Here is a 26942-nt window from a genome sequence, read left to right as displayed (position 1 = left end):
ATAGAAAGCCCAACCTGCTGAACAGGTTGGGCTTTTTTGTTTGTGCAATCTCCAGCTATCCAACCGTGTGGTTGTCCCGAACCATGCTCTTTGGGCACATCAGAGAATAAATTGTGCACCAGCTCGGTAATATCAAATCTCCCACCAGAATCTGCTTGCTGTCCCTTGTGTTGTTTCTTGAAGCTGATATGTTGTCAATTACTGGCATATTTTTATTGTTCATCTCGCGGTTAACAAAAGTTTTATTGCCTATAAAATAAGCAAAACAAGTGGAAAAACTCAGTTTTTATTCCATTTGCGACCCTATGCAATTTTTTTCTGCAATTTCAAGGGGTAAAAAGAAAAAAATAGGGCTTCTATTGGGAATAATCTATGCCATACTGCACATGCTTGCCTTATATCTCGCAAGTTACAGGGAGTTATTCATGAACAAATATCAAGTTTTACTGGGCACCGTTGCACTGAGCGCTACTCTGCTGGCTGGTTGTGCTAATACCGACCAACTGAGCGCTGACGTACAAGGCCTGACTACCAAGGTTGACCAACTGGCTGGCGAAGTGAGTGCTCTGCGCTCCGAGCAAACCAAGCTGGCTACCGACGTACAGGAAGCCAAGTCTGAAGCCATCCGTGCAAACCAACGTTTGGACAACATGGCTACTCATTACAAGAAGTAATGAAAATAAAAAGAGTGGCGTAGTTTACTGCGCCACTCTTTTTTTATGTCTGCTCTTTAGTTCTGTTCGCTTTTTCATCATCCCTCCATAGCTCCAACCCTCTCTTTCTTTTTCGTCGCTAGATAACGCAATTTATTCGTTTGGTATCAGCTGGCTAACGTATTTTTCTTTATGATGCTCTCTTCTGCGACCCGGTGCTGACCATCGGAAACTGGAGGCTGCATGTTTTCCGTTTATCACTCCAATCAACTGGATGTTCTCAAGTCTTTGCTGGCCGCATTGATTCGACGTGATCCACTGACCGACCCTTTCGTGGCTGAACAGATCCTGGTGCAGAGCCCCGGGATGGCTCAGTGGCTTAAACAGCAGTTGGCTGTTGAATTCGGCATCGCCGCACGTCTTGAGTTTCCGCTGCCATCTTCATACGTCTGGGGGTTGTTTGCTCAGGTGCTACCCCAGGTGCCGGTGCAGAATCCATACACCAAATCGGCAATGGCCTGGCGTCTCATGGGCTTGTTATCGTCACTATTGTGCCAACCTGAATTCGAGCCACTGCAGATTTACCTTGAGCAGGATGACGATGAACGCAAGCGCTACCAGTTGAGTCAGCGCATTGCTGACGTGTTCGATCAATATTTGGTTTATCGTCCGGATTGGATTGCGAATTGGGAGTGTGGTGGTTGTCTCGGTGCAGAACTCCAATCCTGGCAGCCCATCCTCTGGCGGGCTCTGGTCGCAGCGACCGAGCAGCAGGCATTGCATATTCATCGTGCCAATCTTTTCGATGCATTGATCCAGACGCTGGATGCAGCCACTGCATTGCCTGGCTTGCCGCAACGGCTGTTCGTATTCGGAATCACCTCACTACCGCCCCATTATCTCAAGGCCTTGGCGGCACTGGGCAAGCATGTCGATGTTCATGTCATGCTGACCAATCCTTGTCGTCACTACTGGGGAGACTTGACTGACGATTGGCGTATGGACCAGCGCTGGCTACAACAGCTATTGGCGCAACGCCGAGCTTATCTTGATGCAGACCTCCATCTGAGTGGAGAACATCCTCTAGTCGCTGATTCCGGGGCTCTGGATCGATTGTTTTCCAACTCTGGCGATATGGTTCGGGGTAACCCGTTACTGGTTTCTATGGGCAAGCAGGGGCGGGACTATCACTCGTTGCTGGTTGATTTGCAGCCCAATGAATTTGATGCCTTTGTCGATATCGAGCCACGCCATGTGCTGAGTACGCTACAAGCGGATGTTCTTGAGTTGATGGATCGAGGGCGGGAGGGGGAACGTATCGCGTTGGCGGCCGATGATGATTCAGTGCTGATCCATGCTTGCCACAGTCCATTGCGTGAAATTGAAGTACTGCACGATGCGCTATTGGCCCGATTTGCTGCCAACCCGGAGCTCAAGCCGCGGGATGTGGTCGTCATGGTGGCGGACATCAATAGCTATAGCCCATTTATCCAGGCGGTATTTGGCGCCGCTACTGCCGAGCGTCATATCCCGTTTTCGATCTCTGACCGCTCTGCCCAGCAGGAGAGTCCGCTGCTGCAGAGTTTTTTAACGTTACTGCATCTGCCGGATCTGCGTTGTAGTGCGCCAGAGTTGGTCAGTTTGCTCGCCGTTCCGGAAATCATGGCGGCGCAGGAGCTGGATGAAAGCGCGTTGGCGCAGATGCAGGCATGGGTGCGTGATTCGGGCATCCGCTGGGGTTTGGACCCTCAGGATGCGCAGCGCTTCGAGCTGCCATGGATGCCTGCCAATACGTGGCAAGATGGCATGCAACGCATGTTGCTCGGTTTTGCCATGGCGGATGAGGCGCCTTTTGCCAATATATTGCCCTACCTGGAAATCGAGGGACAGGATGCCCAGCGGTTGGGGCGTTTGAGCCATTTTCTGACGCGCTTGCGCTGGTTGCGGGATCAGTTGCCGCTGGCTCGCGATGTCGATGCCTGGGGGGAGCTCATCGATCGGGTGTCGCTGGAATTTTATCGGGTTGAGGAGGAGGGAGAAGCTCAGCTGGAACAAATCCGTCTCGCTATGGCCCGGCTACGCGAGCAGTTACATACTGTCGCCTATCAACAGCCGCTATCGCTGGCAGTATTGCGTGATTATCTGCAGGGCGAATTGACCAACCAGCGTTCAGGCCAACAATTCCTGGCGGGACGAGTTAATTTTTGCACCTTGATGCCGATGCGTTCGATCCCCTTCAAGGTCGTTGGTTTATTGGGCATGAATGATGGCATCTACCCCAGGGCGGTTCCCCCTCTCGGATTTGATCTGATGGCCGAGGCTCCGCGCCGGGGCGATCGCTCACGTCGGGAAGATGATCGTTATCTATTTCTCGAAGCCTTACTGGCGGCAGAGCAGCATCTGCACATTTCGTACGTTGCTCGCAGTGCCCAGGACAATAGTCACAAACAGCCTTCGGTGTTAGTGACAGAGCTACTGGATTATTGTGAATCGGCCTTCCTCATTCCGGGGGAGGATCCCGATGATGAGGTGGCGCAGCGGGCGGCTGTTCGCCAGCACCTGATCCGCGAACAGGCACTGGTCCCCTATGATGCCCGCTATTTCAGGGGCGATAATCCACTCTCCTACGCTGCGGAGTGGAGTCATGCCTTGCCGGGTGATACCCAAATTCCCCGTTTCTTCGCAGCACCGCTACCATTGCCCGACGAGTGGCAACAGCAGCCAGAGTTGGAGTTGGCGGATCTATTGCGTTTTTTCCGGCATCCGGTTGCCGGTTTTTTCGAACGCAGGCTGCGGGTTCAGTTTCGCTCCCAGGAAGAGGCTCAAGCTGAGGACGAGCCCTTTGCGGCCGATGCGCTGGAAAGTTATCTGCTGAAGCAATCCTTGCTGGAGGCGCGGCTTCAGGCGCCGGATGGTCAGGCGCTGGCGCAATTGAAAAGCCGGTTGCGGCTCTCGGGTCAGTTACCGGTTGGCGCCTTTGGCGAATTACTGCTGGAGAGCAGTGAAGCCGGGATTGCTCCCTTGTGCGAGGCGTTGCAGCCTCTGCTGTCAACCGAACCACAACGGCAGTTGGTCCAGTTGCATTTCCCACAGCTTTGTCTTCCATCCGTGGAGCCTGGCGTGACGAGCCAAGGCTGGTTGCTGGGATCTGTGGCCGGTATCCATCAGCGTTGTCTGATCCGCTATCGCCCGGGGGCCTTTGCCATCCCCCAACTGCTGCGCGCCTGGATTGAACATCTGGCCTGGTGTGCGAGTACCGGTGAGCGGCCGCAGGCCAGTCAGTTATTGGGTCTTCAGGATCGTTGGCTACTGGCACCGCTGAGTGCGGAGTCGGCGCGCGGCTATTTGGCTGACCTGATGGGGGCTTATCTGGTTGGTTTGACGCGCCCTTTGCCCTTGTTATTGCGCGTGGGATGGGTTTGGCTGCAGCAGGCGGGAGCGTTAGGCAAAGGGCCGCAGGGAGAGCTGCTGTGGCAACGAAGTGAGGATCCGCAGCGCTTGGTGCTTGCTGCGCAGAAAATGCAGCAGCAATTTGAGGGCGATAGTTTTAATCCGGGTGAGGTGGCGGATATCTACATTCGCCGAGTGTTCCCGCACTGGGATGCCCAATTACAACACGAAGTGTCGGAGTGGAGTGAACGTCTACTGGCACCGCTTTACGTTCACCTGGAGGCGGCATCATGAGCCAGAGTCTGGATATACTGACCTTTCCGCTGCGTCAGGAGCGCTTGATTGAGGCCAGTGCCGGGACCGGCAAGACCTATACCATCACAGGTCTCTATTTGCGCTTGTTGTTGGGACACGGCGATGCGGCATCGGGTTTTGGCGCACCCGATCCTTTACCCTTGCCGGTCGACAAAATTTTGGTCGTAACCTTTACCGAAGCGGCGACCGCCGAGTTACGGGAGCGCATCCTGAGCCGGATCCGTCAGGCGCGGCGGGCATTCGAACTCGGCGTCAGCGAGGATCCACTGCTTGCTAGCCTGATTGCGGATGTGGCGGATCAAGCATTGGCCTGCCGTTTGTTGCTGACCGCAGAGCGGCAGATGGATGAGGCCGCGATCTTCACAATCCATGGTTTTTGTCAGCGCATGCTCACCCGCAATGCGTTTGAATCCGGCGCTTTGTTCGAGACCGAGTTTGTCACCGATGATGCGCGTTTACGCTTCGAAGCGGTGGCGGACTACTGGCGGCAGCATTGCTATGGCTTGTCGTTACCGCTGGCGCGCGCGGTGCGGGCGCTGTGGGCTGAGCCGGCGGCACTGCTCAACGAGTTGGCGCCCCATTTGGCGAGCCCGGATTTGGTCTGTCTGGGGGGCGGAGAATCCCTGAGCGAGCGTCACACGGCCATTTTACAACGGATCTGCGAGGTGAAAACGCTGTGGCTGGAATCGGCCCAGGAGCTCGCGGCGCTGATTGCCAACTCGGGGGTCGATAAGCGCAGTTATTCCAGTAAAAATCTGCCGAACTGGCTGACGCAAGTCGGGGAGTGGGCCCGGAGTCCGACCGAGGATTACCAGCTGTGTGACAAGCTGCCGCGGTTTGGCCAGGAGTTGCTGATCGCCAAGAGTCCGAAAGGCAATCCGCCTCAGCATCCCTTGTTTGTGGCGATCGATGCCTTGATGGCGCAGCCATTGGGGATCCGGGATGTGATCCTCGCCCAGGCGCTGGTCGAGGTGAGAAGTCGCATCCAGCAGGCCAAAGGGCGTAAGCAGTTGCTGGCATTTGATGATCTGTTGAGCGGTCTGGCGATGGCGTTGAGCGGTGCTCACGGCGATCCCCTGGCGCGACGGATCCGAGAGCTCTATCCGGTGGCGATGATCGACGAGTTTCAGGATACCGATCCCCAGCAATACCGGATCTTCAGTCGGCTCTATGCCGGGCAAGCCAGTTGTGGTCTGTATCTGATCGGTGATCCCAAGCAGGCGATTTACGGTTTCCGTGGCGCCGATATCTTCACCTATATGGAGGCCAAACGGCAGGTTGCGGCGCATTACACTCTGGATACCAACTATCGCTCCACGGCGGGTCTGGTGGCAGCGGTCAATGGCCTGTTTGCCCAGAGTTCCGCACCGTTTATCTATGATCGTGACATCCCCTTCCATCCGGTCAAGGCCAAAGGCAAAACACACGCTTTTACCCTGCAGGGGCAGCCGGTGGCGCCTTTACTGTGGTGTGAGGAGGTCAGTGATGGGCCTTTGGCATCCGGTCTGTACCGGCAAAAATTAGCCATCGCCTGCGCCAGCCAGATCCATCAGTGGTTGGTGGCGGCCCAACAGCAGCAAGCCTGGATCGGTGATAGGCCCCTACAACCCGGGGATATCGCCATCCTCGTTCGCACCGGTACCGAGGCATCTCTGGTCCGCCGCGCATTGCGCCGACTGGGGATCGGCAGTGTCTATCTGTCGAATCGGGATTCGGTACTGGCCAGTCAAGAGGCTCACGATCTGCTGCGGATCCTGGAGGCCTGCCTGGCTCCGGGGGATGAGGTGCGGGTACGCAGTGCCATGGCAACAGCATTACTCGGCTGGAGTGCCAACCAGTTGGCGGCCCTCAATGCCGATGAGCTGCAATGGGAGGCCATTGTCGAGCAGTTTCGCGAGGGGGCCGTGCGTTGGCAGCGACAGGGCGTGCTGCCGATGATTCGGCACTTTCTGTTCAGTCACCAGATCCCCGCCCGCTTGCTGATCGAAGAGGAGGGGGAGCGCCGTTTGACCGATGCCTTGCATGTAGCCGAGCTGTTACAGCAGGCGGCCGCAACCTTGCCCGGTGAACATGCACTGCTGCGCTGGTTACGGGAACAGCTGGCTGCGCCCGACGGCAATGCCGACGAGCAGAAGTTGCGGCTGGAATCGGAACGACGTTTGGTTCAGGTGGTCACGATCCACAAGTCCAAGGGGCTGGAATATCCGCTGGTCTTGCTGCCGTTTATTGCCGATTGGCGGCCCAGCCAATTGTCCCGCTACCACGAGGGCAACCGAGTGGTCTGGGATCTGTTCAATACCGAGGCGGCGTTGGCGCAGGCCGAGCAGGAGCGACTGGCCGAGGATCTGCGGTTGTTGTATGTGGCGCTGACCCGGGCTGAGTATCTCACCTGGTTGGGGGTTGCCGAGGTGAAGAATACCAAGGCGCAGCTGCCTTCGGCGCTACGTTATTTGCTGTGCGGTACCGATGCGCAACCGACGATGGCGGCCCGGTTGACGGCCTTACAAGCGCAGATCCCCGGACTGCAGCAAGTAGAGACACTCGCGTGGCCGGATGAGGGCTATCAGGATGCGCAGCCACCGTTGCCACAACGTGCGGTGCGGCGCTTCGAGCGAGCTCTGGAGCGCAACTGGTGGGTGACATCCTACACGGCGCTCTCGGCTCATGGCCCGCAGCCAGCCAGTCGTATCGCCAATGGTGTAACATCTCCGGTGCTGGCCGTTGCGGAGAAGCGCTACGATCGGTTTGATTTTCCCCGCGGTGCCCGACCAGGGACCTTTCTGCACAGCCTGTTTGAAGGGCTGGATTTTGCCATTCAGCCCGGAGTGGCACTCGATACCTGGATTGATAGTCGGCTACAGGGCATTCAGTTGGCGACCGATTGGCAACCGGAACCCTGGCGTCCGGTCCTGCAGCAATGGGTTGCCGATGTCGTAGCGGCACAATTGCAACCCGGGCTGGCACTACGAGACATTCCCGCGACGCGTTGTCTGGCCGAGATGGAGTTTTTGCTGCCGCTTGCGGAGCTGGATGCCAACCGGCTCAACCAACTGTTGCGGCAACAGGATGCCTTGTCCGCGCAGGCTCAGCCCCTGAGTTTTACCACCCTGCAGGGGATGCTGAAGGGGTTCATGGATTTAGTGTTTGAGCATCAGGGACGTTTCTATGTGCTGGATTACAAGTCCAATCACCTGGGTGACAGTGCGGAAGCCTATGGGCCGGATGCGCTGCAGCAGGCCATGATCCAGCATCGTTACGATCTGCAATACCAGCTCTATACCTTGGCATTACATCGCTATCTGGCGAGCCGCTTGCCCGACTATGACTACGAACGACATATCGGCGGTGTCTTCTACCTGTTCTTGCGCGGAATGCAGGCGGATAGTTCCCAAGGGATCTTCTTTACCCGTCCAGAGCCGGCGTTGATTCACGGTCTGGATCGGTTATTTGCCGGAGAGGTATCGCCATGACGGCGTTTATGATGGCTTCGATCGAGGAGTTACTTCCGCAGCAAGGCGCGCTCTGGTCCCGCTTGACGGCAGAGGCTGTCTGGCGACCGATTGATCGGGAGCTCAGCCACTTTTTGCTGCGGTTGAATGCACAATTGGGCGGCGCGGATGAGCCGGCTTTCGGCCTGTGCTTGGCATTGCTCAGCCATGAGCTAGGGGATGGGCATGTGTGCCTCAGCCTTAACGCCATTCCCGAGCGCCTGGCGAGTCTGGGCCTGAGTCATTGGCAGCACGAGTTGGGAGCCCTTGCTACGCTGGCCGAGCGCTTACAGGCTCTACCGCTGGTTGCTGCGCCGACCCGGGGTGTGCTACCTACTCGACCATTGGTCCTGGATGCCGGACGTCTTTATCTGGCGCGCTATTACCACTTCGAAGCCCGGGTGGCGGCCTGGTTGACTGCGGCTAGCATGGAGCCGCTCGTTGCACCGGTACCTGTTGAGCAGTTAGCCCATCGACTGGATATGCTGTTTCGGCCTGATGCTCAACGGTTGCTGATGGCATGGGCCGAGGTGGTCCGGCAGGGGGGATCCTGTGCCGAGTTTGCTCAGCGCTGGCTGGATGTGCGGGAGGATGTGGCCCTGGATTGGTCGCAGTTGGCACAGGTTCTCGATAGCAGTACTCCTGAGACGTTGTATGCCCGATTAACCGAACTCGTACCATCCTCCGCTTGCCTGAATGGTCAGAAGCTGGCAGTCGCAACCGCCAGCTGTGGACGTTTTACCCTGATCTCCGGCGGTCCGGGTACAGGCAAAACGACCACGGTCGCCCGCTTGCTGGTGCTATTGCAGCAGTTGGCGTTGAGCCAGGCAGTTGGGACTCCGTTGATGATCCGCCTGGCAGCCCCGACCGGTAAGGCGGCGGCGCGCCTGACCGAGTCCTTGGGGCGGGCGTTGGATGAGTTAGCCCCTCGACTGGAGGCATCCATATGTGACTCTTTACCCCGCCAGGCCAGTACCTTACATCGCTTGCTGGGGGTGATCCCGGAGAGCCATGAATTCCGGCATCATGCCGATAATCCCTTGGCGTTGGATGTGTTGGTGGTAGATGAAGCCTCGATGGTGGATCTCCCTATGATGGCGCGGCTCTTGGCGGCGTTGCCACCCTCGGCCCGGCTGATCCTGCTGGGTGACAAGGATCAGTTGGCATCGGTGGAGGCGGGGGCCGTGCTGGGAGATATTTGCCAATTGCTGCAGCAAGCGCCGAGTCAAGCCCAGGTGCAATGGCTGCAGGCGGTGACCGGTTATGCGCTGGAGTCACCGACTGTCCCACAAGCATTACCACTGCGTGACCGGCTCTGTTGGTTGCGCAAGAGCTGGCGTTTTCATGCCGGCTCGGGGATCGGCCGTCTGGCCGAGGCGATTAACCAAGGGGATCGACAAGGCTTGACGCGAGTGTTCGGCAGCGGATTTGCCGATATTCAGTTGCATGCCGATAGCGAGCGCCGACAGACACTATTACAGCGGGCCGTGAGTGGTTATGCCGAATATCTGGCTCTGGCGCGAGGTCCAATGGATTCTCAGATGGCCAAAGCCATGCTGGATGCCTTTCAGCAGACGCGGGTGCTTTGTGCCCTTCGCGAAGGCGAGTGGGGTGTCAGCGGTCTCAACCTGGCTATTCTTCAGGCTTTGTCACGGCAGGGGCTGCTACAACCGGATGGGGAGTGGTTCGTCGGACGGCCGGTGATGATAGTGCGGAACGACCATAGTCTCGGGCTCTATAACGGTGACATTGGCATTGCTGCTCACGATGGTGAGCGGCTGCGTGTCTGGTTTGAGCTTCCTGATGGACGGGTGCAAGGCTTCTTGCCCAGTCGTCTGCCGGAACATGAAACGGCGTTGGCGATGACGGTGCACAAGTCCCAAGGCTCGGAGTTTGCCCAGACTCTGCTGGTGTTGCCCGAGCTGGATAATCCGGTACTGACTCGCGAACTGCTGTATACCGGTGTAACCCGGGCTAAACAACGCCTGGAGTTATTTGGCAGTGAGGCGCTGCTGGTGCGCATTGCTCTACGTCCGACCGAACGTAACAGCGGCTTGACGGCCATGCTCGAGCGTTCGGAGCGATAAATATTCCAGCTCCGCCATCCGCCGCAACGGACACTGGCGGCGTGAGTTCATCTGCGATGTGAACTCCCCCGGTTTGGTGATCTTCTGCTTGCCTGGGTGCCGATGCAGGAAACGCCGACCGAGGGTGGGGAGAGTATTTCAGTTCCCGAGCTATGCTGTCGCATATCATGATGAGTGTTCTATTTTTTTAGTCCGCTCATGCTTGCTCTTCAGTCTCGGGATGCGGCGGGCAGCCCCCGGGGCCGTGTTTCCTCACCTCCTCCGCCGTACGATTGTCTACACTTGGGATAGTCGGAGCCTGATGCGACTAAGGGTTTCGATAGAGTATTAGTCTGTGGGTGTTATGCGCCCACAGTATGTTCTGGTGCACAGATAGACTCTGAATCATTTGCAAACGATTTCAGCATCTGGATGATGCGCTTGTTCCATTTCAATCATTCACTTATATCAAGGGAAGACGTGATGACCCTTTCAATCGTCCAACGCATCAAGGCCGGATTTGCGCTGTTGTTGTTGTTGTTGCTGATCTTGGGTGGCATCAGCTACCTGCAGACCACGGGTATTCATAATCAGCTCAAGCAGGTGACCGAGAAGGCAACACCGCTGGCGATGACCACGACGCGCTTGCGCGAAGCCTTGTTACTGGCCAATCGCTATACCCTGGCTCATCTGAGCAATCGGCAGTCGACGGCGCTACCGGCATTGCGCCAACAGTATGATCAGAGCAAACAACTCTACAGTCAGCAGCTTCAGGGGATGGTGGCTTTTGAGCTGCAAGGCTCGGAGCTGAGTCGACTCGAGGCCGTACAAAAGTTGGCACCTCAGGTCTTCGGGGTAGCGGAAAAGATGATGGGGTTGCATCAGCAACAGGTGGAGCTGGAAGCTCGCCTGATGGGGATGCGGAATCAGTTTTTGCGGCTGGATGACTCTTATCGCTCGGCGGCCGATTTGTTGCTGCAATTTACTTCCAGCAAGCGCTCTTTGCATAACAAGGCTGAATTGATCACGAGCGGCATAGCGCGGGATATCAAACAGATCCAACGCACGGATGCGAATACGGATCTGCTCTCGCTGGAAAAGGTTCTGGCCAAAGATATCGAGATTGCCAGCAAGCGCCTGGAAAATATCGTCGTGCCTGATGATGTGAAACAGCGCTTTAGTCGCAATGTCGAGCTGCTTAAGAAGCTGGCATTCGGCGAGCAGGGTTTGATCCGCACGCTGGTGCAAGACCAGCAACTGACCCGGGAGGTTCTGGCGGCGCAAGCTGAACTGGATCGTCTCTCCAATCAGGTCAATCAGGAGTTACAGGCGCTCATCGATGTGACTAGCCAAAGCGTGCAAGCCGATAAGGCTCGTGCGGCAAGTGCTGTGCAGAATGCCATCTTCTGGATCCTGTTGGTGTCAGCCGCCTCGGCCGGCGTGGCCTTGCTGGTGGCCTGGTCATCGGCGCGCAGCATTCAACGCCCGTTGCAATTGATCAACCAGGAGCTTTCGTTGATGGCGCAGGGGGATATGACCCGACGTATCAATTATCGCAGCCAGGATGAGTTCGGTGCCTTGTCCCGTTCCATTGATCAGTTGGCCAGCAATACCGATACACTGTTGGTCGAGATCCGCAACGGCTCCGAGCATCTGGTGGCAGAAACCGAACGCACGGCCCAGATCAGCGAGCGCGCCATGGCGCGGGTTCAGGATCAAAAGAGTCAGACCGATCAGGTGGCTGCGGCCATTACCGAGCTGGAGGTGAGTGCCACCGAGGTTGCACGCTCTACCGAAAATGCGCGCAATCAAGTGGATCAGGCCAATGACGAGACCCGTCAGAGCCGGAATCTGGTGATTAATAACCGGCAGCGCATCGAACATCTGGCAGAAGAGATCGAAGCCGCTGTCGGCATCACCCGGAAGCTGGATGGGTTCAGTGGCAACATTGGCAGCATTCTGGATGTGATCCGTGGCATTGCCGAGCAAACCAATTTGCTGGCCTTGAACGCCGCGATTGAGGCGGCGCGGGCTGGTGATGCCGGCCGTGGCTTTGCCGTCGTTGCCGATGAGGTCCGGGCTTTGGCTAATCGCACCCAGCAGTCGACGGAAGAGATCCAGTCCATGATCCACAATCTGCAGGCATCGAGTAACGATGTGGTCTCGGTGATGGGGCGTAGTCACGAGCAGACGCGGTTGTGTGTGCAACAAACCCGGGATACCGAAGAGGCGTTGCAAATTGTCACGCAGCGAATGGAAGCCATCAAGGAGATGACCGATCAGGTCGCCCATGCGGCCGCAGAGCAGATCTCGGTCAGCCAGGGTGTCGCCCAGCATATTTCGGGAATAGCCGATGTGGCCCATGAAACTGAAATCGCATCACGGGATTCGGCATCCAGCAGTGATGTGCTGGCTGAGCTGGCGGCGACACAACAACAACTCATCGCGCGTTTCAAGGTTTAGGAGAGGGATATGCTGAAAGTATGTAGTGCAATACTGGCTCTTGGTTTGAGCTGTTCGGCAGCAGCCACTGAACTGGTGATTGAAACCTGGCGTATCGATGATGCCGCGTTGTGGAAGGAGCAAATTTTGCCCCGCTTCCATGCCAAACATCCGGATATCAATGTCACCCTGGCGGCGGTCAGTGCCAGCGAATATCAAGCGACCGTCAGCCAGCGGTTGACGGCGGGGCAGGCTGGCGATCTGATTAGCTGTCGGCCCTATGATGAGTCCCTGCAACTGTTCAAAAACGGGTATCTGGAAGATCTGACCGATCTGGAAGGGATGGAGAACTTTCCCAGCTTTGCCAAGGCTGCCTGGCAAACGGATACCGGAGCACAAACCTTCTGCTTGCCGATTGCTTCGGTGATCCAGGGCTTTTATTACAACCTGGATATTTTCAAAACGTTAGGGCTCGATGTTCCCAAGACACGGGAGCAATTTTTTGCAGTGATGGAAAAGGTCAAAGCCGACGGCCGTTATCAGCCCCTGGCGTTGGCGGCGCATGATAACTGGGTGGTTTCCGAGTTGGGATTCCAGAACATAGGGCCGAACTATTGGCATGGTGAAGATGGACGGCTGGCGTTGATTGAGGGGAAAGCCCAGTTGACGGATCCTGAGTATGTGGCGGTATTTGACGAACTCGCGCGCTGGTCGCCTTATCTGGGCAATGCTCCGGGGGATGTGACCGAGGCGCAAGCTGTCGAGGCGTTTCAATCCGGGAAGGCGGCCATGATAGTGGCGGGCTCCTGGGCGATCAGCCAATTTGATGGCAAGGTCAATTTCGGCGCATTCCCACCTCCTGTTGCTAAGGACGGGGATGCCTGTTATTTCACCGACCATACCGATATCGGGATTGCCATCAATGCCAAGAGCAAGAACAAGGAAGCGGCCCGCCAGTTGCTGGAGTGGATGGCCAGTGCTGAATTTGCCGAGTTGTACTCCAATGCGGTGCCTGGATTCTTCTCGCTCTCCAACCATTTCTTCGAGCTGAAAAATCCGGTGGCCAGCACCATGATGAGCTGGCGCGATAGTTGTGACTCCACCATCCGAGTGGCGGCACAAATTCTGTCACGGGGCGAGCCATCGTTGAGCCAGCAATTGAATGACGTATCGCAACAGGTTGTTCTCGGGACTCTGACGCCGCAGGCGGCCGCGACGCAACTGCAACAGAGTCTGGCGGCTTGGTATGCGCCCCAACAGGCTGCTGCCAGCAGTAGTGGGACGGTATGCCAGCCAGCTGGACTCGCCAGCCCGGTATCGGGCGCTGTCAGCAGTGCGGTTACAACAGAGGCGGTAGCTCTGGATGCGGCAGAAGAGGCTCTGTTGGGGGCTGTGAGCTCGGCTACCCCGACGGCTCCCTGAGTCAAGGCAGAGGACTGACTGGGCAGTTATCTTCGTCGAGAATACAAGGTCGTGAATAAAAACAGGGAGCGCCAACAAGGCGCTCCCTGTTTTTATGGTTCTCTTTCCAGCTCGGCTGGATAACCCCGGAGGCGGAGGGGAGGCCCCTACAAGGCCGCTCCGGCCTTGATACAGTTATGCGCATTAAAGGCGCGGAGGCGAACGAGCTAACTAACTTTCAGCTGGGCTAACTGATGCGGGCAACGGCCAGATCCGCCAGCTCATACAGCGCTTGCCGGTAGTGACCAGCCGGCAGTATATCCAATGCGGCCTTTGCCTTTGCGGCCTCTTCCTGAGCTCGACGTTGGCTGTAATCGATGGCGCCCGTCTGGGTGAGTATGTTCAGTATTTCATCAAGCCGCTCCAGCCCATTGCGTTCGACGATGGCCTCGACCAGAAGTGCTCGTTGCTGATCATCTGCCTGCCGGATTGCATAGATGAGCGGCAGGGTTGGTTTGCCTTCGGCCAAGTCATCACCAACGTTTTTACCCATTTCGGTACTGGCCGAAGTGTAATCCATCACATCATCAATGATCTGGAAGGCGGTACCCAGATAGCGACCGTAATCTTGCATGGCTCGTTCGAGCTCGGGGGTACTGCCACACAATACTGCGCCGAGACGAGTGGCGGCTTCGAACAGTTTGGCTGTCTTGCAATAGATGACCTGAAAATAACTTTCCTCCGTAGTTGAGGGATCGTTGCAGTTCATCAACTGCATGACCTCACCTTCGGCAATTATATTGGTGGTTTCGGCCAAGATTTCCATGATCCGCAAATTACCGAGTTCCGCCATCATCTGGAAGGAGCGGGTATGCAGAAAATCGCCGACTAATACGCTGGCGGCGTTACCAAACAGTGCATTGGCGGTATCACGACCACGTCGCAGTTCGGATTCGTCAACCACGTCATCGTGCAGTAGCGTGGCGGTATGAATGAACTCGATGATGGTTGCCAGTTTGATGTGTTGATCGCCGTCGTAACCGAGGGCACGAGCTGCCAGTACGGCCAACAGGGGACGCATGCGCTTGCCGCCCCCATTGACGATATACACGCCAAGTTGATTGATGAGAGCAACATCAGACTGAAGACGCTGTAGGATGAGCGCATTCACCGCTTGCATATCATCGGCAGAAATCGCGCGAATTGCGTGTTGATCCATAACTATCGATACTAAGTCCTGATGAGGGCTCGGAGATGCCGAATTCGTGTTTCCCGATTCTACATGAATTGTTAAGCTAATGCAGTGTCCGGTGTTATCCGCTGCTTCAACTTGGCGGTGATCACAATATGATCTTTTCCTGAAATGGGCCTTGCCTCACCCAGGCAAGTTGCGTAGAATGCGCGCCCATTGTCATCTAGTTTTTTGTGCATCGTCTGCAAGGCAGAGTGGGTGCCCAATTCGGAGTTTAAACATGTACGCTGTTATCCTAAGTGGCGGCAAGCAACACCGTGTAGCTGAAGGCCAGGTTATCCGCCTGGAGAAGCTGGAAGCTGAAACCGGTGTTACCGTAGAATTCGATAAAGTTCTGATGGTTGCCCAAGGCGAAGAAGTGAAGGTCGGTGCTCCATACGTTGCCGGCGGTAAGGTTTTGGCTGAAGTTGTGGCTCATGGCCGTGGCGAGAAGGTCAAGATCGTCAAGTTCCGTCGCCGTAAGCATCACCGTAAAGAGATGGGCCACCGTCAGTGGTTCACCGAAGTCAAGATCACTGGCATCACTGCCTAATACTGAGGAGACCATCAAATGGCACATAAAAAGGCTGGCGGTTCTTCCCGCAACGGTCGTGACTCCGAAGCCAAACGCCTGGGCGTGAAGCGTTTCGGTGGTGAAACTGTACTGGCGGGTAGCATTATCATCCGTCAACGCGGCACCAAGTTCCATGCTGGTACCAACGTTGGTTGTGGCAAAGACCACACCCTGTTTGCTACCGCGGAAGGCAAGGTCAAATTCGAAGTTAAAGGCCCGAACAATCGCAAGTATGTCAGCATCGTTGCTGAGTAATTCGCGCTGAAGGCTCGAAAGGCCCTGCCCTATGGCAGGGCCTTTTGTTTTACTGCCGCTGACCATCAGCGGTTGGTCGTTCAGACCGAATCATCGCCTATCGGACGCATCGCGGTAATCGTTCCTGATCTCTATAATTGCACCACAAGCTTGAGCTGGGTGCGGGAGTTGTAAAAGTATGAAATTTGTTGATGAAGTCCAGGTCCGTATCGAGGCGGGTGACGGCGGCAATGGCTGCGTCAGTTTCCGCCGCGAAAAATATATCCCGAACGGTGGTCCGGATGGTGGCGATGGCGGTGATGGTGGTGATGTCTATCTGCTGGCCGATGAAAACCTGAACACTCTGATCGATTTCCGTTTCGAACGCTTCCATGCTGCTCAGCGTGGCGAGAACGGCCGAGGGGCCAACTGTACCGGCGCTCGTGGTCAGGATTTGGTTTTGAAAGTGCCGGTTGGTACTCGCTCCGTCGATGAAGATACCGGCGAAGTGTTGGGGGATTTGACCCAGCACGGCCAGAAACTGATGGTAGCCAAAGGCGGCTTCCATGGTCTGGGCAATACCCGATTCAAGAGTTCGGTCAATCGTGCTCCACGGCAAAAAACCATGGGTACTCCTGGTGAACACCGCAATTTGCGCATGGAACTGCTGTTGCTGGCGGATGTAGGTCTGCTTGGTATGCCGAATGCCGGTAAATCCACTTTTATCCGCGCAGTCTCGGCGGCACGCCCCAAGGTTGCCGATTATCCGTTTACCACCCTGGTGCCGAACCTGGGTGTGGTGCGGATGCGCTCCGAAAAATCATTCGTGGTCGCTGATATTCCGGGCTTGATTGAAGGTGCCGCTGAAGGTGCCGGGCTGGGGATTCGTTTCCTCAAGCACCTCGAGCGCTGTCGGGTTCTTCTGCATCTGGTGGATATTCTGCCGCCAGACGAGTCAGATCCGGCCGTGAGTGCCACCACCATTATCCACGAGTTGGAAAAATACAGTCCCGAGCTGGCGGCCAAACCGCGGTGGTTGGTGTTCAACAAGCTGGATCTGGTGTTGGAAGAAGAGGCTGACGCCATCATCGAACGAGTGGTGCGGGAAATGGCCTGGGAAGGTCCTGTCTATCGTATTTCCGCATTTGACAAGCAGGGTACAGACCCGATTTGTTATGACATCCTCAAACTGCTGGAAAGTATGCCGAAGCCGAGTGAATTGGCGGCGCAGCAACCGGAACGGGTTGAGTTCAAGTGGGACGACTACCACAAGGAACAACTGGCTCAGGTTGCCGAAGAGGATGCTGATGACGACGATGATGATTGGGATGAAGATGACTACGATGTAGAAGTCATTTACACCCGTTGATACCGCCAATCCCTCCTCTTGCTCTGCAGGGGAGGGATTGTCTTTTCAGGTGCCTGCATGTCTGTTTTTTCCCCTGCTTCCCGCTTTGAAACCCTGATTTACCAGCATATCCGCGTCATTCATGTGATCAAAATTTCGTTGGCGCTATTGATCGCTCACCTGCTGAATCTGCTCTATCCCGTACCTTATCTGGCCTGGACCTCGGTGACGATCGTCATAATCATGCTGACCTTGCCTCAGGTCGGAGGTGCCTTGGAGAAATCGATCCAACGCATTATTGGTACCCTGTTTGGGGCTGCGTACGGGATCCTGATCCTCTCTCTGACACAGGATCCCTGGCTCAGTGGTCTTTTGGCGCTGCTGGCCATCGCTTTTATTACCTGGCGTGCCAGTGGCAAGATGAGTTATGCCTACCTGGTCGCCGGCTTCACCCTGATGATAGTGCTGGATGGCGGCGATCAGGGCATGGAGGAGGCCATGTGGCGGACGGCCACAATTTTGCTGGGTTGTGCGATCGCAATTCTGGTCTCCCAGTGTGTTTTGCCACTGCGGGCGCGCAATGAATGGCGCTGGCTGCTGGCACACGTCCTGCGGGGAATGTCCCATCTCTGGCAGAGTCATTTATCCCCGAACGTACATAAACCCCTACAGACCCGCGGACGCATCAAACAGCTACAGAAGACGGTACAACGACAGCGTGGTTTACTGAATTCGGTTCGTATGGAAAGTCGAAGCCTCAGGCCTTATGGCAAGGAGTTGGAGGCTCTGGTGGAGGTGCAAGAACGCTGTCTGCTACTGCTGGAGCTCTTGGCGCAGAGCCGTTGGGAGAACAGTGCCAGCGCTCATGCGATTCAGCAGCAGTATGCTATCAGCGTCCAGGCCAGGACACTGGGCGAGCGTTTAACGGCATTTAGCCGTTTCTGTGCCGGTGAACAGCTCGAGCTTCCAGAGGCGGCTTCCGAGGATGGTCTGAAGCTCAAGCAGATGATGCTGGGCAGTCTGGAACAGCAACAGAGTCATTCTCTGAATGCCTATGGTTATGGCTGGTTGATTTACCAGACCAGCTTGCAGATCACCCTGTTGGAGAAATTGATCCGGGGCTTGGCCGTGAGCCGGAATGATCCTTGATATCGATTAACGAACCGTAGGGCGAATGTCGTTATAATCGCCAGCAGAGATCAGTCCTCAGCACACTTTCAGGGATGAACGCGATGCAAGAGCAGAAACAGTTAACTCGTGATGAGCAGACCGCGCTCACCCGGGTATTAGTCAAAACCGCACAGATGCTGGCCTCTTGTGGGGCTGAGAGTCGCATCATCGAGCAAACGACCTGTCGCCTCGGTCTGACTCTGGGTGTCGAGAGCGTAGAGATGGCGATCACGCCTAGTGCCGTGATCCTGACTACCCTGAACCATGGTTCCTGTATTACCACCACGCGACGCATTCATGAGTTTGGTATCAACATGCAGGTGCTGTGCGAGATCCAGCGTATCTGCATTCTGGCCGAGAAAAAATTGCTGGAAAATACCGACGAGGTGCGTGCCCGTCTGGAGGCCATCAAGCCGTATCGCTATAACCGTTGGGCCGTGGTCGCTATGATTGGCCTCTCCTGTGGCAGCTTCAGTCTGCTATTCGGGGGAGACTGGCCGGTATTCCTGATCACGGTTCTGGCTTCATCCGTCGGTATGTTTGTACGTCAGGAAATTGCCCATCGGCATTTCAGTCCACTGTTGAACTTTTCCGCGACAGCCTTTGTTGCGACCTTGATCGCCAGCCTGGCTACCCTGAATAACTGGGGGGCGCAACCCCAGCTGGCGATGGCTGCCTGCGTTTTGCTGCTGGTGCCTGGCTTTCCGTTGATCAATGCCATGCTGGATGTGGTCAAAGGCTATTACAACATGGGGTTGGCGCGCTGGTTGACCGCAACCATGCTGACCCTGAGTGCCACAACCGGTATTGTTTTGGCGATGATGCTCACCGGAGTCTGGGGGTGGCAGCCATGAAAGAGCTGGTTAGTCTGGCATTGTGGGACGCATTCTGGTCGGCTATCCCAGCGGTTGGCTTCGCCATGTTGTTTTCAGTGCCACCGCGTTTCTTGAAGTATTGCGCCGTGGTCGGGGCTCTGGCGCATAGCATGCGCGCCGTGCTGATGCATTACGGGTTGCCGATCGAGTGGGCCACGCTGGCGGCCAGCAGTTTTGTCAGCCTGGTGTTTGTCTATCTGTCCCGTCGTTTGCTGGCGCCGCGCCCGGTCTTTACCGTGGCCTGCATAATCCCTATGATACCCGGCAAATTCGCGTTCAATACCATCATTGCCGTGCTGAGCATGAACAGCGAAGGCGTCAGTGGGCATCTCATCAATGCTGCTATCGAGAATGGATTGAAGACGCTGTTTATTTTGATGGCCCTGAGCTTCGGCCTGGCCATTCCGCCGTTGATCATTTACCGCAATCGCCCAATCGTATGAGTCTGTTATGTTGCTTTCGCTGATCGCCGCCATGGCCCAGGATCGAGTTATCGGAAAAGACAATGCCATGCCATGGCATTTGCCTGCCGATCTGCGCCATTTCAAAGCCGTTACTCTGGGGAAGCCTGTAGTGATGGGGCGCCGTACCTTTGAGTCGATCGGCCGTCCTTTACCAGGCCGTCGTAATATCGTGATTAGCCGCAATCCCCAATGGCAGGCCGAAGGGGTGGAGGTGGCTACCTCGCTGGATGCGGCTCTGGCGCTATTAACCGACTGTGAGGAAGCGATGATCATCGGTGGCGGGCAACTCTATGCCGAGGCTCTGCCCCGAGCGGATCGCTTGTATCTAACCTACATTGACGCTCAGTTGAACGGTGATACCCATTTTCCGGATTACCTATCGCTTGGGTGGCAGGAGTTGGAGCGGTCAACGCATCCTGCTGACGATAAGAACAGTTATGCCTGCGAATTTGTTACCTTGAGTCGTCAGCGCTGAACCGCCTATTGGCGCCACCAGATACAAAAAAACCGCCAAAAAACAGGGCGGTTTTTTTTATTGGCGCTCTGTTGAGCGAATCAGTCGCCTTTGGCGTACATGGGGCAACCCAGACTGAAGATGGCATCATCATCCCAACGCCAGAGCGTGAGCTGATTACCCCAGACACAGCCCGTATCCAGGGCATGAATGCGAGGCACCGGACATTGCCCCATCAGCGCCGCCCAATGGCCAAAGACCAACTCCGGTTCATCCTCTCGCTGGGGGCGCAACTCGAACCAGGGTTTCAGGTTCGGGCTCTGCTGTTTCGGTGACACCTTGCTATGAAAGTCGAGGCTATTATCAATGCCGCAGAAACGCATCCGGGTGAAGGTATTGATGATATAGCGCCAGCGGGGGAGCCCTGCCAAGCGCTCATCCCAATGGGCTGGATCGTTGCCATACATGTGGCACAGCAGCCAATTCCCCTGATCGCTGCGCAGCAAGTCTTCTACCTCGCGGGCACAGCGCCGGGCGGTTGACAAATCCCACTGCGGGGAGAGGCCAGCATGGCACATCATCACAGGCCGGGTCGGGTGCTCCGCTAGCAGGGGTTGCAGACGCAACCAACGGAGTAACTTTGCCGCATCGGGCGCATTGAGCAGCGCATCAAGCTGATCTTTCTTCTTCGGTTTGGCATAACCGGCAGCAGTGGCCAGAAGATGCAGATCGTGATTACCGAGTACTGTCGTGGCTCGCTCACCGAGAGATACGACATAACGCAGGACCTCGAGTGATTTGGGGCCGCGCGCGACCAGATCTCCGGTTAACCAGAGTTCGTCTTCGTCCTGGCTGAAACCAGCCAAATCCAGCAGTTGCCGCAACTCGTCGTAGCAGCCCTGCACATCGCCAACAAAATAAAGTGCCATAGAGCCTGTTTAGTGGATCAGATGGGGAATGGCCAGGGTGAAGAGGGGGATATCGATGTCAAATAGCTCACCCGACTCATCCTGAAAGGTATAGCTTCCTTGCATGAAGCCCAGCGGCGTCTTGAGTTGGACACCGCTTTGATAGGCATAACACTCACCAGGATTGATGAAGGGTTGTTCGCCAACGACGCCTACACCCTGCACTTCGGTACGCTGGCCATTGGCATCGGTGATGAACCAATGTCGCTCCAGCAGTTGCACCTGCCGATTTCCCTGATTTTCAATTTCAATGGTGTAACCAAAGCTGAAGTTCGCCTGATCGGGCACTGATTGTTCCGCAAGATAGCGGGGGTAAGAGCGGATCAGGATACGGTCAACCATGGTTACCCCTGTGGGTGCGCGCTCAGCCAGTTTGCGATGGTCACAAACTGTTCCAGCGTGAGGTTCTCTGGGCGCAGATTAGGATCTATGCCCAGCAGCGTCAACTGCTCCGGTGTAATGAAGTTGCGCATACTATTGCGGATGGTCTTCCGGCGTTGGTTGAAGGCCTCCAGACATACCCGCTGCAGATCATTGACCTGGGTTGCCACCAGTGCCGGTTTGGTATGTGGGACCAGCCGAACCACGGCCGAATCCACCTTCGGCGCTGGCTTGAAGGCGCCTGGGCCGACCTGTAGCACGGGAATGATCTGGCAATAATATTGCGCCATCACACTCAAGCGACCATAGGCTTTACTGCCTGGTCCCGCCGCCAGACGATCGACCACCTCTTTTTGCAGCATGAAATGCATGTCGCTGATGAGGCCGGATTGCTCAAACAGATGGAACATCAGGGGCGTGGAGATGTTGTAGGGCAGATTGCCGAATACCCGCAGTGGCTGGCCGTCTTGCTTGAGTTGATTGAAGTCGAACTTCATGGCATCCGCTTCGTGGATGGTCAGCTTGTTCTTGAGGACAGGATGATGCCGCAGGCGTTCGGCCAGATCGCGATCCAGCTCGACAACATGCATATGGCTGATTTGTGAGGCAACCGGTTCGGTCAGGGCGCCAAGACCCGGGCCGATTTCCACCATCACCTGGCCTTCTTGCGGATGGATGGCGGCTACAATGGCATCGATCACATAGTGGTCGTGCAAAAAATTCTGGCCGAAGCGCTTACGGGCAGTATGGCCCAGATGTACCTTGTCGTTACTCATGCTTGTTTGGTTACCATATCGATGGCCTGGTGGAGGGCGGTCAGTAGACTACCCATGTCGGCCTTGCCTGTCCCGGCCAGATCCAGCGCCGTGCCGTGATCGACCGAGGTGCGGATGAAGGGGAGGCCCAGGGTAATGTTGACGGCTCGTCCAAAGCCTTTGTATTTGAGGACCGGCAATCCTTGGTCGTGATACATGGCGAGCACGGCATCGGCATCGCGCAGATATTTGTCCTGAAATAGGGTGTCAGCAGGCAGTGGGCCTACCAGATCCATGCCCTGTTGACGCAGGCTTGCCAGGACGGGGTCAATCACATCAATCTCTTCCCGTCCCATATGGCCGCCTTCACCGGCATGGGGATTGAGGCCACAGACATAAATCCGCGGCTGGGCAATACCAAACTGCCGACGCAGATCCTGATGCAGGATCTGGATGGTTCGTGTCAGGCTGCTGGGGTTGATGGCATCGGCCACCGCTTTCAACGGCAGATGGGTGGTCGCCAGGGCCACACGCAAGCCCTCGGTTGCCAGCATCATCACCACTTGATCACAACCCGCCTGTTCGGCAAAGAACTCGGTGTGACCACTGAAACTGACCCCGGATTCGTTGATGATCCCTTTATGCACCGGACCAGTCACTAGGGCCGCAAACTCGCCACTCAAAGCACCAGCAGCGGCACGCGCCAGGGTGGCCAGCACATAGGGGCCGTTGGCAGCCTGGAGTTGGCCGGGTTCGGCAGGAACTGCCAGCGGGATAGCGGCCACGGTCAGAGTTCCCTGGCGCTGGGGGCGAGCCGGGCGCTCAGGCTGATAGGGCTGTAACTCAACCGCCAGATCCAGCAGCTCGGCACGAGCGCTCAGCAGGGCAGGATCTGCCACGATCACCAATTCTACGGGCCAGTCTTGGTTCGACAGACCGAGGATCAAATCCGGGCCTATGCCCCCAGGCTCACCCGGGGTTATGACAATGCGGGCTACAGGGCTCATGGCACCGCACGCTCGGCGATGATGTTGATGTAGGCTTCATCCCGCAGCTCATCGAGCCAGCTCTGGGCTTCTTCGGTAAAGCGGCGGTTGTAGATCATCTGGTAGGCCCGATTTTTCAGCGCTTCATCGGTTGCCGCTTCATTGCGGCGATCTTCAACCTGCACCAGATGCCAGCCATGATTGGAACGGAACGGTTGGCTATATTGGCCCGGAGTCAGAGTCGATACCTGGTCGCGGAACGCCGGATCGTAAATTTGCGGATTAGCCCAACCCAATTCACCACCCTGTACAGCAGAGCCTGGATCTTCGGAATACTTTTCGGCCAACTGTGCAAAGTTGGCTTTCCCGGCCTTGATATCACGCAGGAAGCCTTCGAGCATTTGCTTCGCTTTTTCTTCACTCAGAATGATGGAGGGTTGAATCAGGATATGACGCGCCTTGACCTCAATCTGTTGGCCTTGTGCTGCGCCACGGCTGGCAAAAATCTTGACGATATGCAGACCGGCACCGGAGCGCAGGGGGCCCACCACATCACCATCATGGGCACCACGAGCCGCTTCCGCCAGCAGGGTCGGCATCTCTTCGAGCGTCATCCATCCCCAATCGCCGCCTTCAAGGGCCTTCGGGCCCGAGCTTTCAGCCATGGCAATTTTTTTGAAGTCTGCGCCGGCCTTGAGTTGAGTCAGGATTTGTTCGGCTTTTTCTGCCACCCGGGCCTGTTCATCGGCATCCGCTGATGAGGAAAGGGCCAGCATGATATGACCAACGTGATACTGCTGCTCCTTGCTACCTTGGGTCTGGATCAGTTTGACCACCTGGGCGACTTCCTGATCGGAGATATTGATCCGCTGACGCATCTGGTTGCGGCGTACTTCACTCATCAGTAATTCGCGGCGAACCTGATCCCGGAACTGGGCTTCGCTCAGCCCATCGGCGGCTGCTTGTTGCTTGAGTTGTTCTACGCTGATTTTCTGGTCCGACGCGATAGACGCAATCGCCTGATCGAGCTGGGTATCGCTGACGCGCAGCCCCTGACGATCCGCCAGCTGTACCACCAGACTCTCGCTGATCAGACGATCCAGAGCCTGCTTGCGCAGTTGGGTATATTCAGGCAATGGTTGGCCGCTGGCGGCTGCGTCATGCTGTACCTTGGCAACCAGACTGTCGAGCTGGCTGGCAAGAACCACATCCTGATTGACGACGGCCACGACGCGATCCAGTGTGGCCGCCTGACTGCTCAGTCCGATACTGGCCAACAGGGCGCAGGTTAACAATTTATACATACTTTTCTTCATCAATCTCATTCCGGGTCTATGACCGACGATCAGTCATTCAGGTTAAATGGACGCGTATAGGGCAACAGTTGAGTATCCAGGGTGTAGTTGGTGCCTGAACCGACACTGCCCAGCCCCTTCATCTGGAATTGCAGGCCAACTCGGGTTTCCGGGCTGGCGGTCAAGGTGACGTTATCGGGTTTGTTTTCCTGTTCCAGAACCAGATCCAGGCTCCAGCAACAGGAGTCGTAGCGTAGCCCGATGAGACGATCGATATTCAGGCTTTGCTGCAAATCGTAGTAATAGGCGGCAATGGCTTGCCATTTCTGATTGATCGGGATCGCGGTCAGGCCACCGAGTTGACTCATGTCCGTCTGCTCATAGGGTGCCGTGACGACGACATTGCCTTGTCGCACATAGCGGTAATTGAGCTGCGCCATGAATTGATCTTGACGGTATTCAACCGCGCTACTCCCCAGTGACACCCGGCTTTCTTCGGTATTGTAAAGCATGCGCGCCTTGAGGAACCAGGGATCGCTGGGGTGGACATCCCCTTCGAAGGTCAGCAAGGATCGGGAATTGGAGCTGTCCGCCTGATTCGGCAGTAAGGTCACTCTGGGTTTAGTCAGCGAATACGCCTGGCCCACGGTGACGCGCACTCGCTCGACGCTCTGGTCATCAAATACCCGGCTGGTCAAGCCCATGCTGACATTATTGGCGTCACTGATCCGATCCAGTCCGGCATAACGTCGGTCACTGAACAGACTGTAGTAATCCGGCAGCATGTTGGTGGTATCAAACAGACCGATATTGTCCTGATTCTGATACGGCACATAGTGGTACTGGAATTCCGGTTCCAGAGTCTGGGTATAGAGCTGTTGATTCCAGTTGCCGATCCGATCAAAGACCAGCCCGCCCTTGACGCGCGCCGAGGGCAGGGTGCGATTGACGGTGGAGGAGAGGTTGCCAAACCCTTGCTGCTGGTAGTAGCTGTCCAGATCCGAAGGTACTTCTTGCTGATAGTGGGTATACATCAGCTTGAACTGGCTCTCGAGACTGTATCCGGGGGCCTTGGCCAGCGGAATCGTCAACTCCGGTTCCAGATGCAAACGATCGCCGGTATAGGCTTTGCGGCGCTCCGAGCTGTGAGCAAATCGAGTTAATTCGCTGGAAAGAGAAGTCTCGTACCAGTTACCGGTATGGTAGGCGTTGTAGTTGATACGCGGCAGCATCTGGTGCGGCTCCAAGGCATCGGGCAACAGGATCTGATAGTCACGCACTTCGCCGCTGAAGTTCCACTGCTCCTGGTAGACGCCACCGGAGAGGGACTGCATCAACTGGTTATCGACGCCACTGGAGATGGGCGGAGATAGGTCATTGAAGTAGTTGTAATCATGCTCCCCAACCCGGGTCGCGTCGGCCTTGATGCGCAGACTGTCATCATTCAATCGGGATTGATGGTTCAAGTTCACCAACCAGCGGGAGTCGATGTTGGCATCCGAAGCCTTGGCTCGACGATCTTCACCCATATATTCGGTGTAGAGTTTGCCCTTTTGTTCTTCCGTCGGCATGTAGCGGAATTCATTCTGCAACATGGTGCCGCGGTTCTCGATATAGCGCGGTGTCAGCGTCATGTCGTAGTTCGGAGCAATATTCCAGTAATAGGGTGTGCGCAGGTCAATACCATCCGAGGAACTAAAACCGAAGGTTGGATAAAGAAGTCCGGACTTGCGCTCATCCTTGACCGGGAAGGTCATGTAAGGAACATAAAAGACCGGTACATCGTACAGCCAGAGCGAGGCATTCCAGGCTTCGCCGAACACCTCGTTCTGATCGACTTTGACCGAGCTGGCCTTCAGCCACCACATCTCCTGGCCAGGAGGGCAGGTGGTGAATTGCGCGGTTTGCAACTCTAGCTGGCGTTGCTGTTCATTCAGATTGATATGCTCTGCCTTGCCGCGGGCTGGTGAGCTATGCAGCTGATATTCTGCCTTATCCAGCCGGGTTTCCCGGGTATCCAGATTGGAATGCAGGGCATCATTGCTACGCAGGGTAACCTGGCCATCCTGATAGAAGACGTTGCCTTCCGCAGTCAGATCACGGGTGACCTGGTTCAACTCGGTATATTTGGAGCTCAGAGTGCGGATACCCTGAAAAATCTGCACATCACCGCGGTAAATCGCTTTGCCATCCTGCGTCGCCTCGGCACTATCAGCGCTGACTTCCACGGGGAGTTGATTGATATTGGCGGGCGCATCCTGTGCCAGAGGTACATCACTGTAACAACGCTGATCAAAAGTTCCGACGCCTTCGGCGGCTTGCGCAGAAGGTGTCGCCAGCAGGCTGGTCGCGATCAGGGTACTGGTTAATCCTAGGGTGCGATGAGTCATTATCAGCTCTATGATTCCTGACGGTTGGCGAACCGGGCGAACAAAGAAGAGGCGCCGACCGC

20 protein-coding genes are annotated in these 26942 nt (G+C 56.1%); 13 read left to right on the top strand and 7 right to left on the bottom strand.

The window, feature by feature from the left end; translation table 11 throughout:
- Nucleotides 1-425: 425 nt before the first annotated feature.
- From ACZYUB_RS07250 to ACZYUB_RS07225, 6 genes are all read left to right on the top strand, one after another.
- Nucleotides 426-674, top strand: coding sequence for an Lpp/OprI family alanine-zipper lipoprotein (locus tag ACZYUB_RS07250; protein ID WP_460884269.1), 249 nt, complete (start codon nt 426-428; stop codon nt 672-674).
- Between the two features lie 222 nt (nt 675-896).
- Complete coding sequence (gene recC, locus ACZYUB_RS07245) at nt 897-4337, top strand: exodeoxyribonuclease V subunit gamma (RefSeq protein ID WP_463946740.1); 3441 nt, start codon at nt 897-899, stop codon at nt 4335-4337.
- Nucleotides 4334-7828: an exodeoxyribonuclease V subunit beta gene (recB, locus tag ACZYUB_RS07240; RefSeq protein WP_463946738.1), complete on the top strand. Its 3495-nt coding sequence runs from the start codon at nt 4334-4336 to the stop codon at nt 7826-7828. The genes recC and recB overlap by 4 nt, the downstream gene beginning before the upstream one ends.
- Nucleotides 7825-9933 (top strand): exodeoxyribonuclease V subunit alpha, encoded by a 2109-nt coding sequence (gene recD, locus ACZYUB_RS07235; RefSeq protein WP_463946736.1) that lies wholly within the window; start codon nt 7825-7827, stop codon nt 9931-9933. Before recB ends, recD begins: the two co-directional genes overlap by 4 nt.
- Nucleotides 9934-10395: 462 nt before the next feature.
- The gene (locus ACZYUB_RS07230; RefSeq protein ID WP_463946735.1) at nt 10396-12375 is read left to right on the top strand and encodes a methyl-accepting chemotaxis protein; all 1980 of its coding nucleotides are present in this window, start codon (nt 10396-10398) and stop codon (nt 12373-12375) included.
- 9 nt (nt 12376-12384) lie between these two features.
- Complete coding sequence (locus ACZYUB_RS07225; RefSeq protein ID WP_463946733.1) at nt 12385-13776, top strand: ABC transporter substrate-binding protein; 1392 nt, start codon at nt 12385-12387, stop codon at nt 13774-13776.
- Between the two features lie 226 nt (nt 13777-14002).
- On the opposite strand, the gene ispB is transcribed toward ACZYUB_RS07225, so the two are convergent.
- Entirely contained in the window at nt 14003-14974 is a 972-nt protein-coding gene (gene ispB / locus ACZYUB_RS07220; protein WP_463946731.1) for an octaprenyl diphosphate synthase, read from the bottom strand.
- A gap of 253 nt (nt 14975-15227) precedes the next feature.
- Here ispB and rplU point away from each other — a divergent pair, with 253 nt between their 5' ends.
- The 7 genes from rplU to dfrA3 all read left to right on the top strand — a co-directional run bounded on the left by rplU (nt 15228) and on the right by dfrA3 (nt 20126).
- A complete protein-coding gene (gene rplU, locus ACZYUB_RS07215) occupies nt 15228-15539 on the top strand; it encodes a 50S ribosomal protein L21 (RefSeq protein ID WP_460884276.1) in 312 nt (103 codons plus the stop codon).
- 18 nt (nt 15540-15557) lie between these two features.
- On the top strand, nt 15558-15815 hold the full coding sequence (gene rpmA / locus ACZYUB_RS07210) for a 50S ribosomal protein L27 (RefSeq protein ID WP_463946729.1): 258 nt from the start codon (nt 15558-15560) through the stop codon (nt 15813-15815).
- A 178-nt stretch (nt 15816-15993) separates the two neighbouring features.
- The gene (cgtA, locus tag ACZYUB_RS07205; RefSeq protein ID WP_460884278.1) at nt 15994-17163 is read left to right on the top strand and encodes an Obg family GTPase CgtA; all 1170 of its coding nucleotides are present in this window, start codon (nt 15994-15996) and stop codon (nt 17161-17163) included.
- A 57-nt stretch (nt 17164-17220) separates the two neighbouring features.
- Nucleotides 17221-18291 carry an FUSC family protein gene (locus ACZYUB_RS07200; RefSeq protein ID WP_463946727.1) on the top strand — a complete coding sequence of 357 codons (1071 nt, stop codon included), beginning with the start codon at nt 17221-17223 and terminating at the stop codon, nt 18289-18291.
- A gap of 83 nt (nt 18292-18374) precedes the next feature.
- Complete coding sequence (locus tag ACZYUB_RS07195; protein ID WP_463946726.1) at nt 18375-19166, top strand: threonine/serine exporter family protein; 792 nt, start codon at nt 18375-18377, stop codon at nt 19164-19166.
- On the top strand, nt 19163-19630 hold the full coding sequence (locus ACZYUB_RS07190) for a threonine/serine exporter family protein (protein WP_460884281.1): 468 nt from the start codon (nt 19163-19165) through the stop codon (nt 19628-19630). The genes ACZYUB_RS07195 and ACZYUB_RS07190 overlap by 4 nt, the downstream gene beginning before the upstream one ends.
- 7 nt (nt 19631-19637) lie before the next feature.
- On the top strand, nt 19638-20126 hold the full coding sequence (gene dfrA3, locus ACZYUB_RS07185; protein ID WP_463946725.1) for a trimethoprim-resistant dihydrofolate reductase DfrA3: 489 nt from the start codon (nt 19638-19640) through the stop codon (nt 20124-20126).
- 80 nt (nt 20127-20206) lie between these two features.
- Here the strand turns inward: dfrA3 and ACZYUB_RS07180 are convergent, their stop codons facing one another.
- The 6 genes from ACZYUB_RS07180 to lptD are packed head-to-tail and all read right to left on the bottom strand — an operon-like array spanning nt 20207 to nt 26880.
- Nucleotides 20207-21034 carry a symmetrical bis(5'-nucleosyl)-tetraphosphatase gene (locus ACZYUB_RS07180; protein ID WP_463946723.1) on the bottom strand — a complete coding sequence of 276 codons (828 nt, stop codon included), beginning with the start codon at nt 21032-21034 and terminating at the stop codon, nt 20207-20209.
- Between the two features lie 9 nt (nt 21035-21043).
- On the bottom strand, nt 21044-21415 hold the full coding sequence (gene apaG, locus ACZYUB_RS07175) for a Co2+/Mg2+ efflux protein ApaG (RefSeq protein WP_460884284.1): 372 nt from the start codon (nt 21413-21415) through the stop codon (nt 21044-21046).
- A gap of 2 nt (nt 21416-21417) precedes the next feature.
- Complete coding sequence (rsmA, locus tag ACZYUB_RS07170) at nt 21418-22230, bottom strand: 16S rRNA (adenine(1518)-N(6)/adenine(1519)-N(6))-dimethyltransferase RsmA (protein WP_463946722.1); 813 nt, start codon at nt 22228-22230, stop codon at nt 21418-21420.
- Nucleotides 22227-23216, bottom strand: a complete 990-nt coding sequence (pdxA, locus tag ACZYUB_RS07165; protein WP_463946720.1) for a 4-hydroxythreonine-4-phosphate dehydrogenase PdxA — start codon at nt 23214-23216, stop codon at nt 22227-22229. Before pdxA ends, rsmA begins: the two co-directional genes overlap by 4 nt.
- Nucleotides 23213-24511 carry a peptidylprolyl isomerase SurA gene (gene surA, locus ACZYUB_RS07160; RefSeq protein ID WP_463946718.1) on the bottom strand — a complete coding sequence of 433 codons (1299 nt, stop codon included), beginning with the start codon at nt 24509-24511 and terminating at the stop codon, nt 23213-23215. Before surA ends, pdxA begins: the two co-directional genes overlap by 4 nt.
- Before the next feature lie 29 nt (nt 24512-24540).
- A complete protein-coding gene (gene lptD / locus ACZYUB_RS07155) occupies nt 24541-26880 on the bottom strand; it encodes an LPS assembly protein LptD (protein WP_463946716.1) in 2340 nt (779 codons plus the stop codon).
- Between the last annotated feature and the right edge of the window lie 62 nt (nt 26881-26942).

This window comes from Pseudaeromonas sp. HNCC25DJ182, from assembly GCF_055413365.1.
The sequence above is the reverse complement of the archived record's forward strand: the minus strand, read 5'-3'. Positions and strand labels throughout refer to the sequence as shown.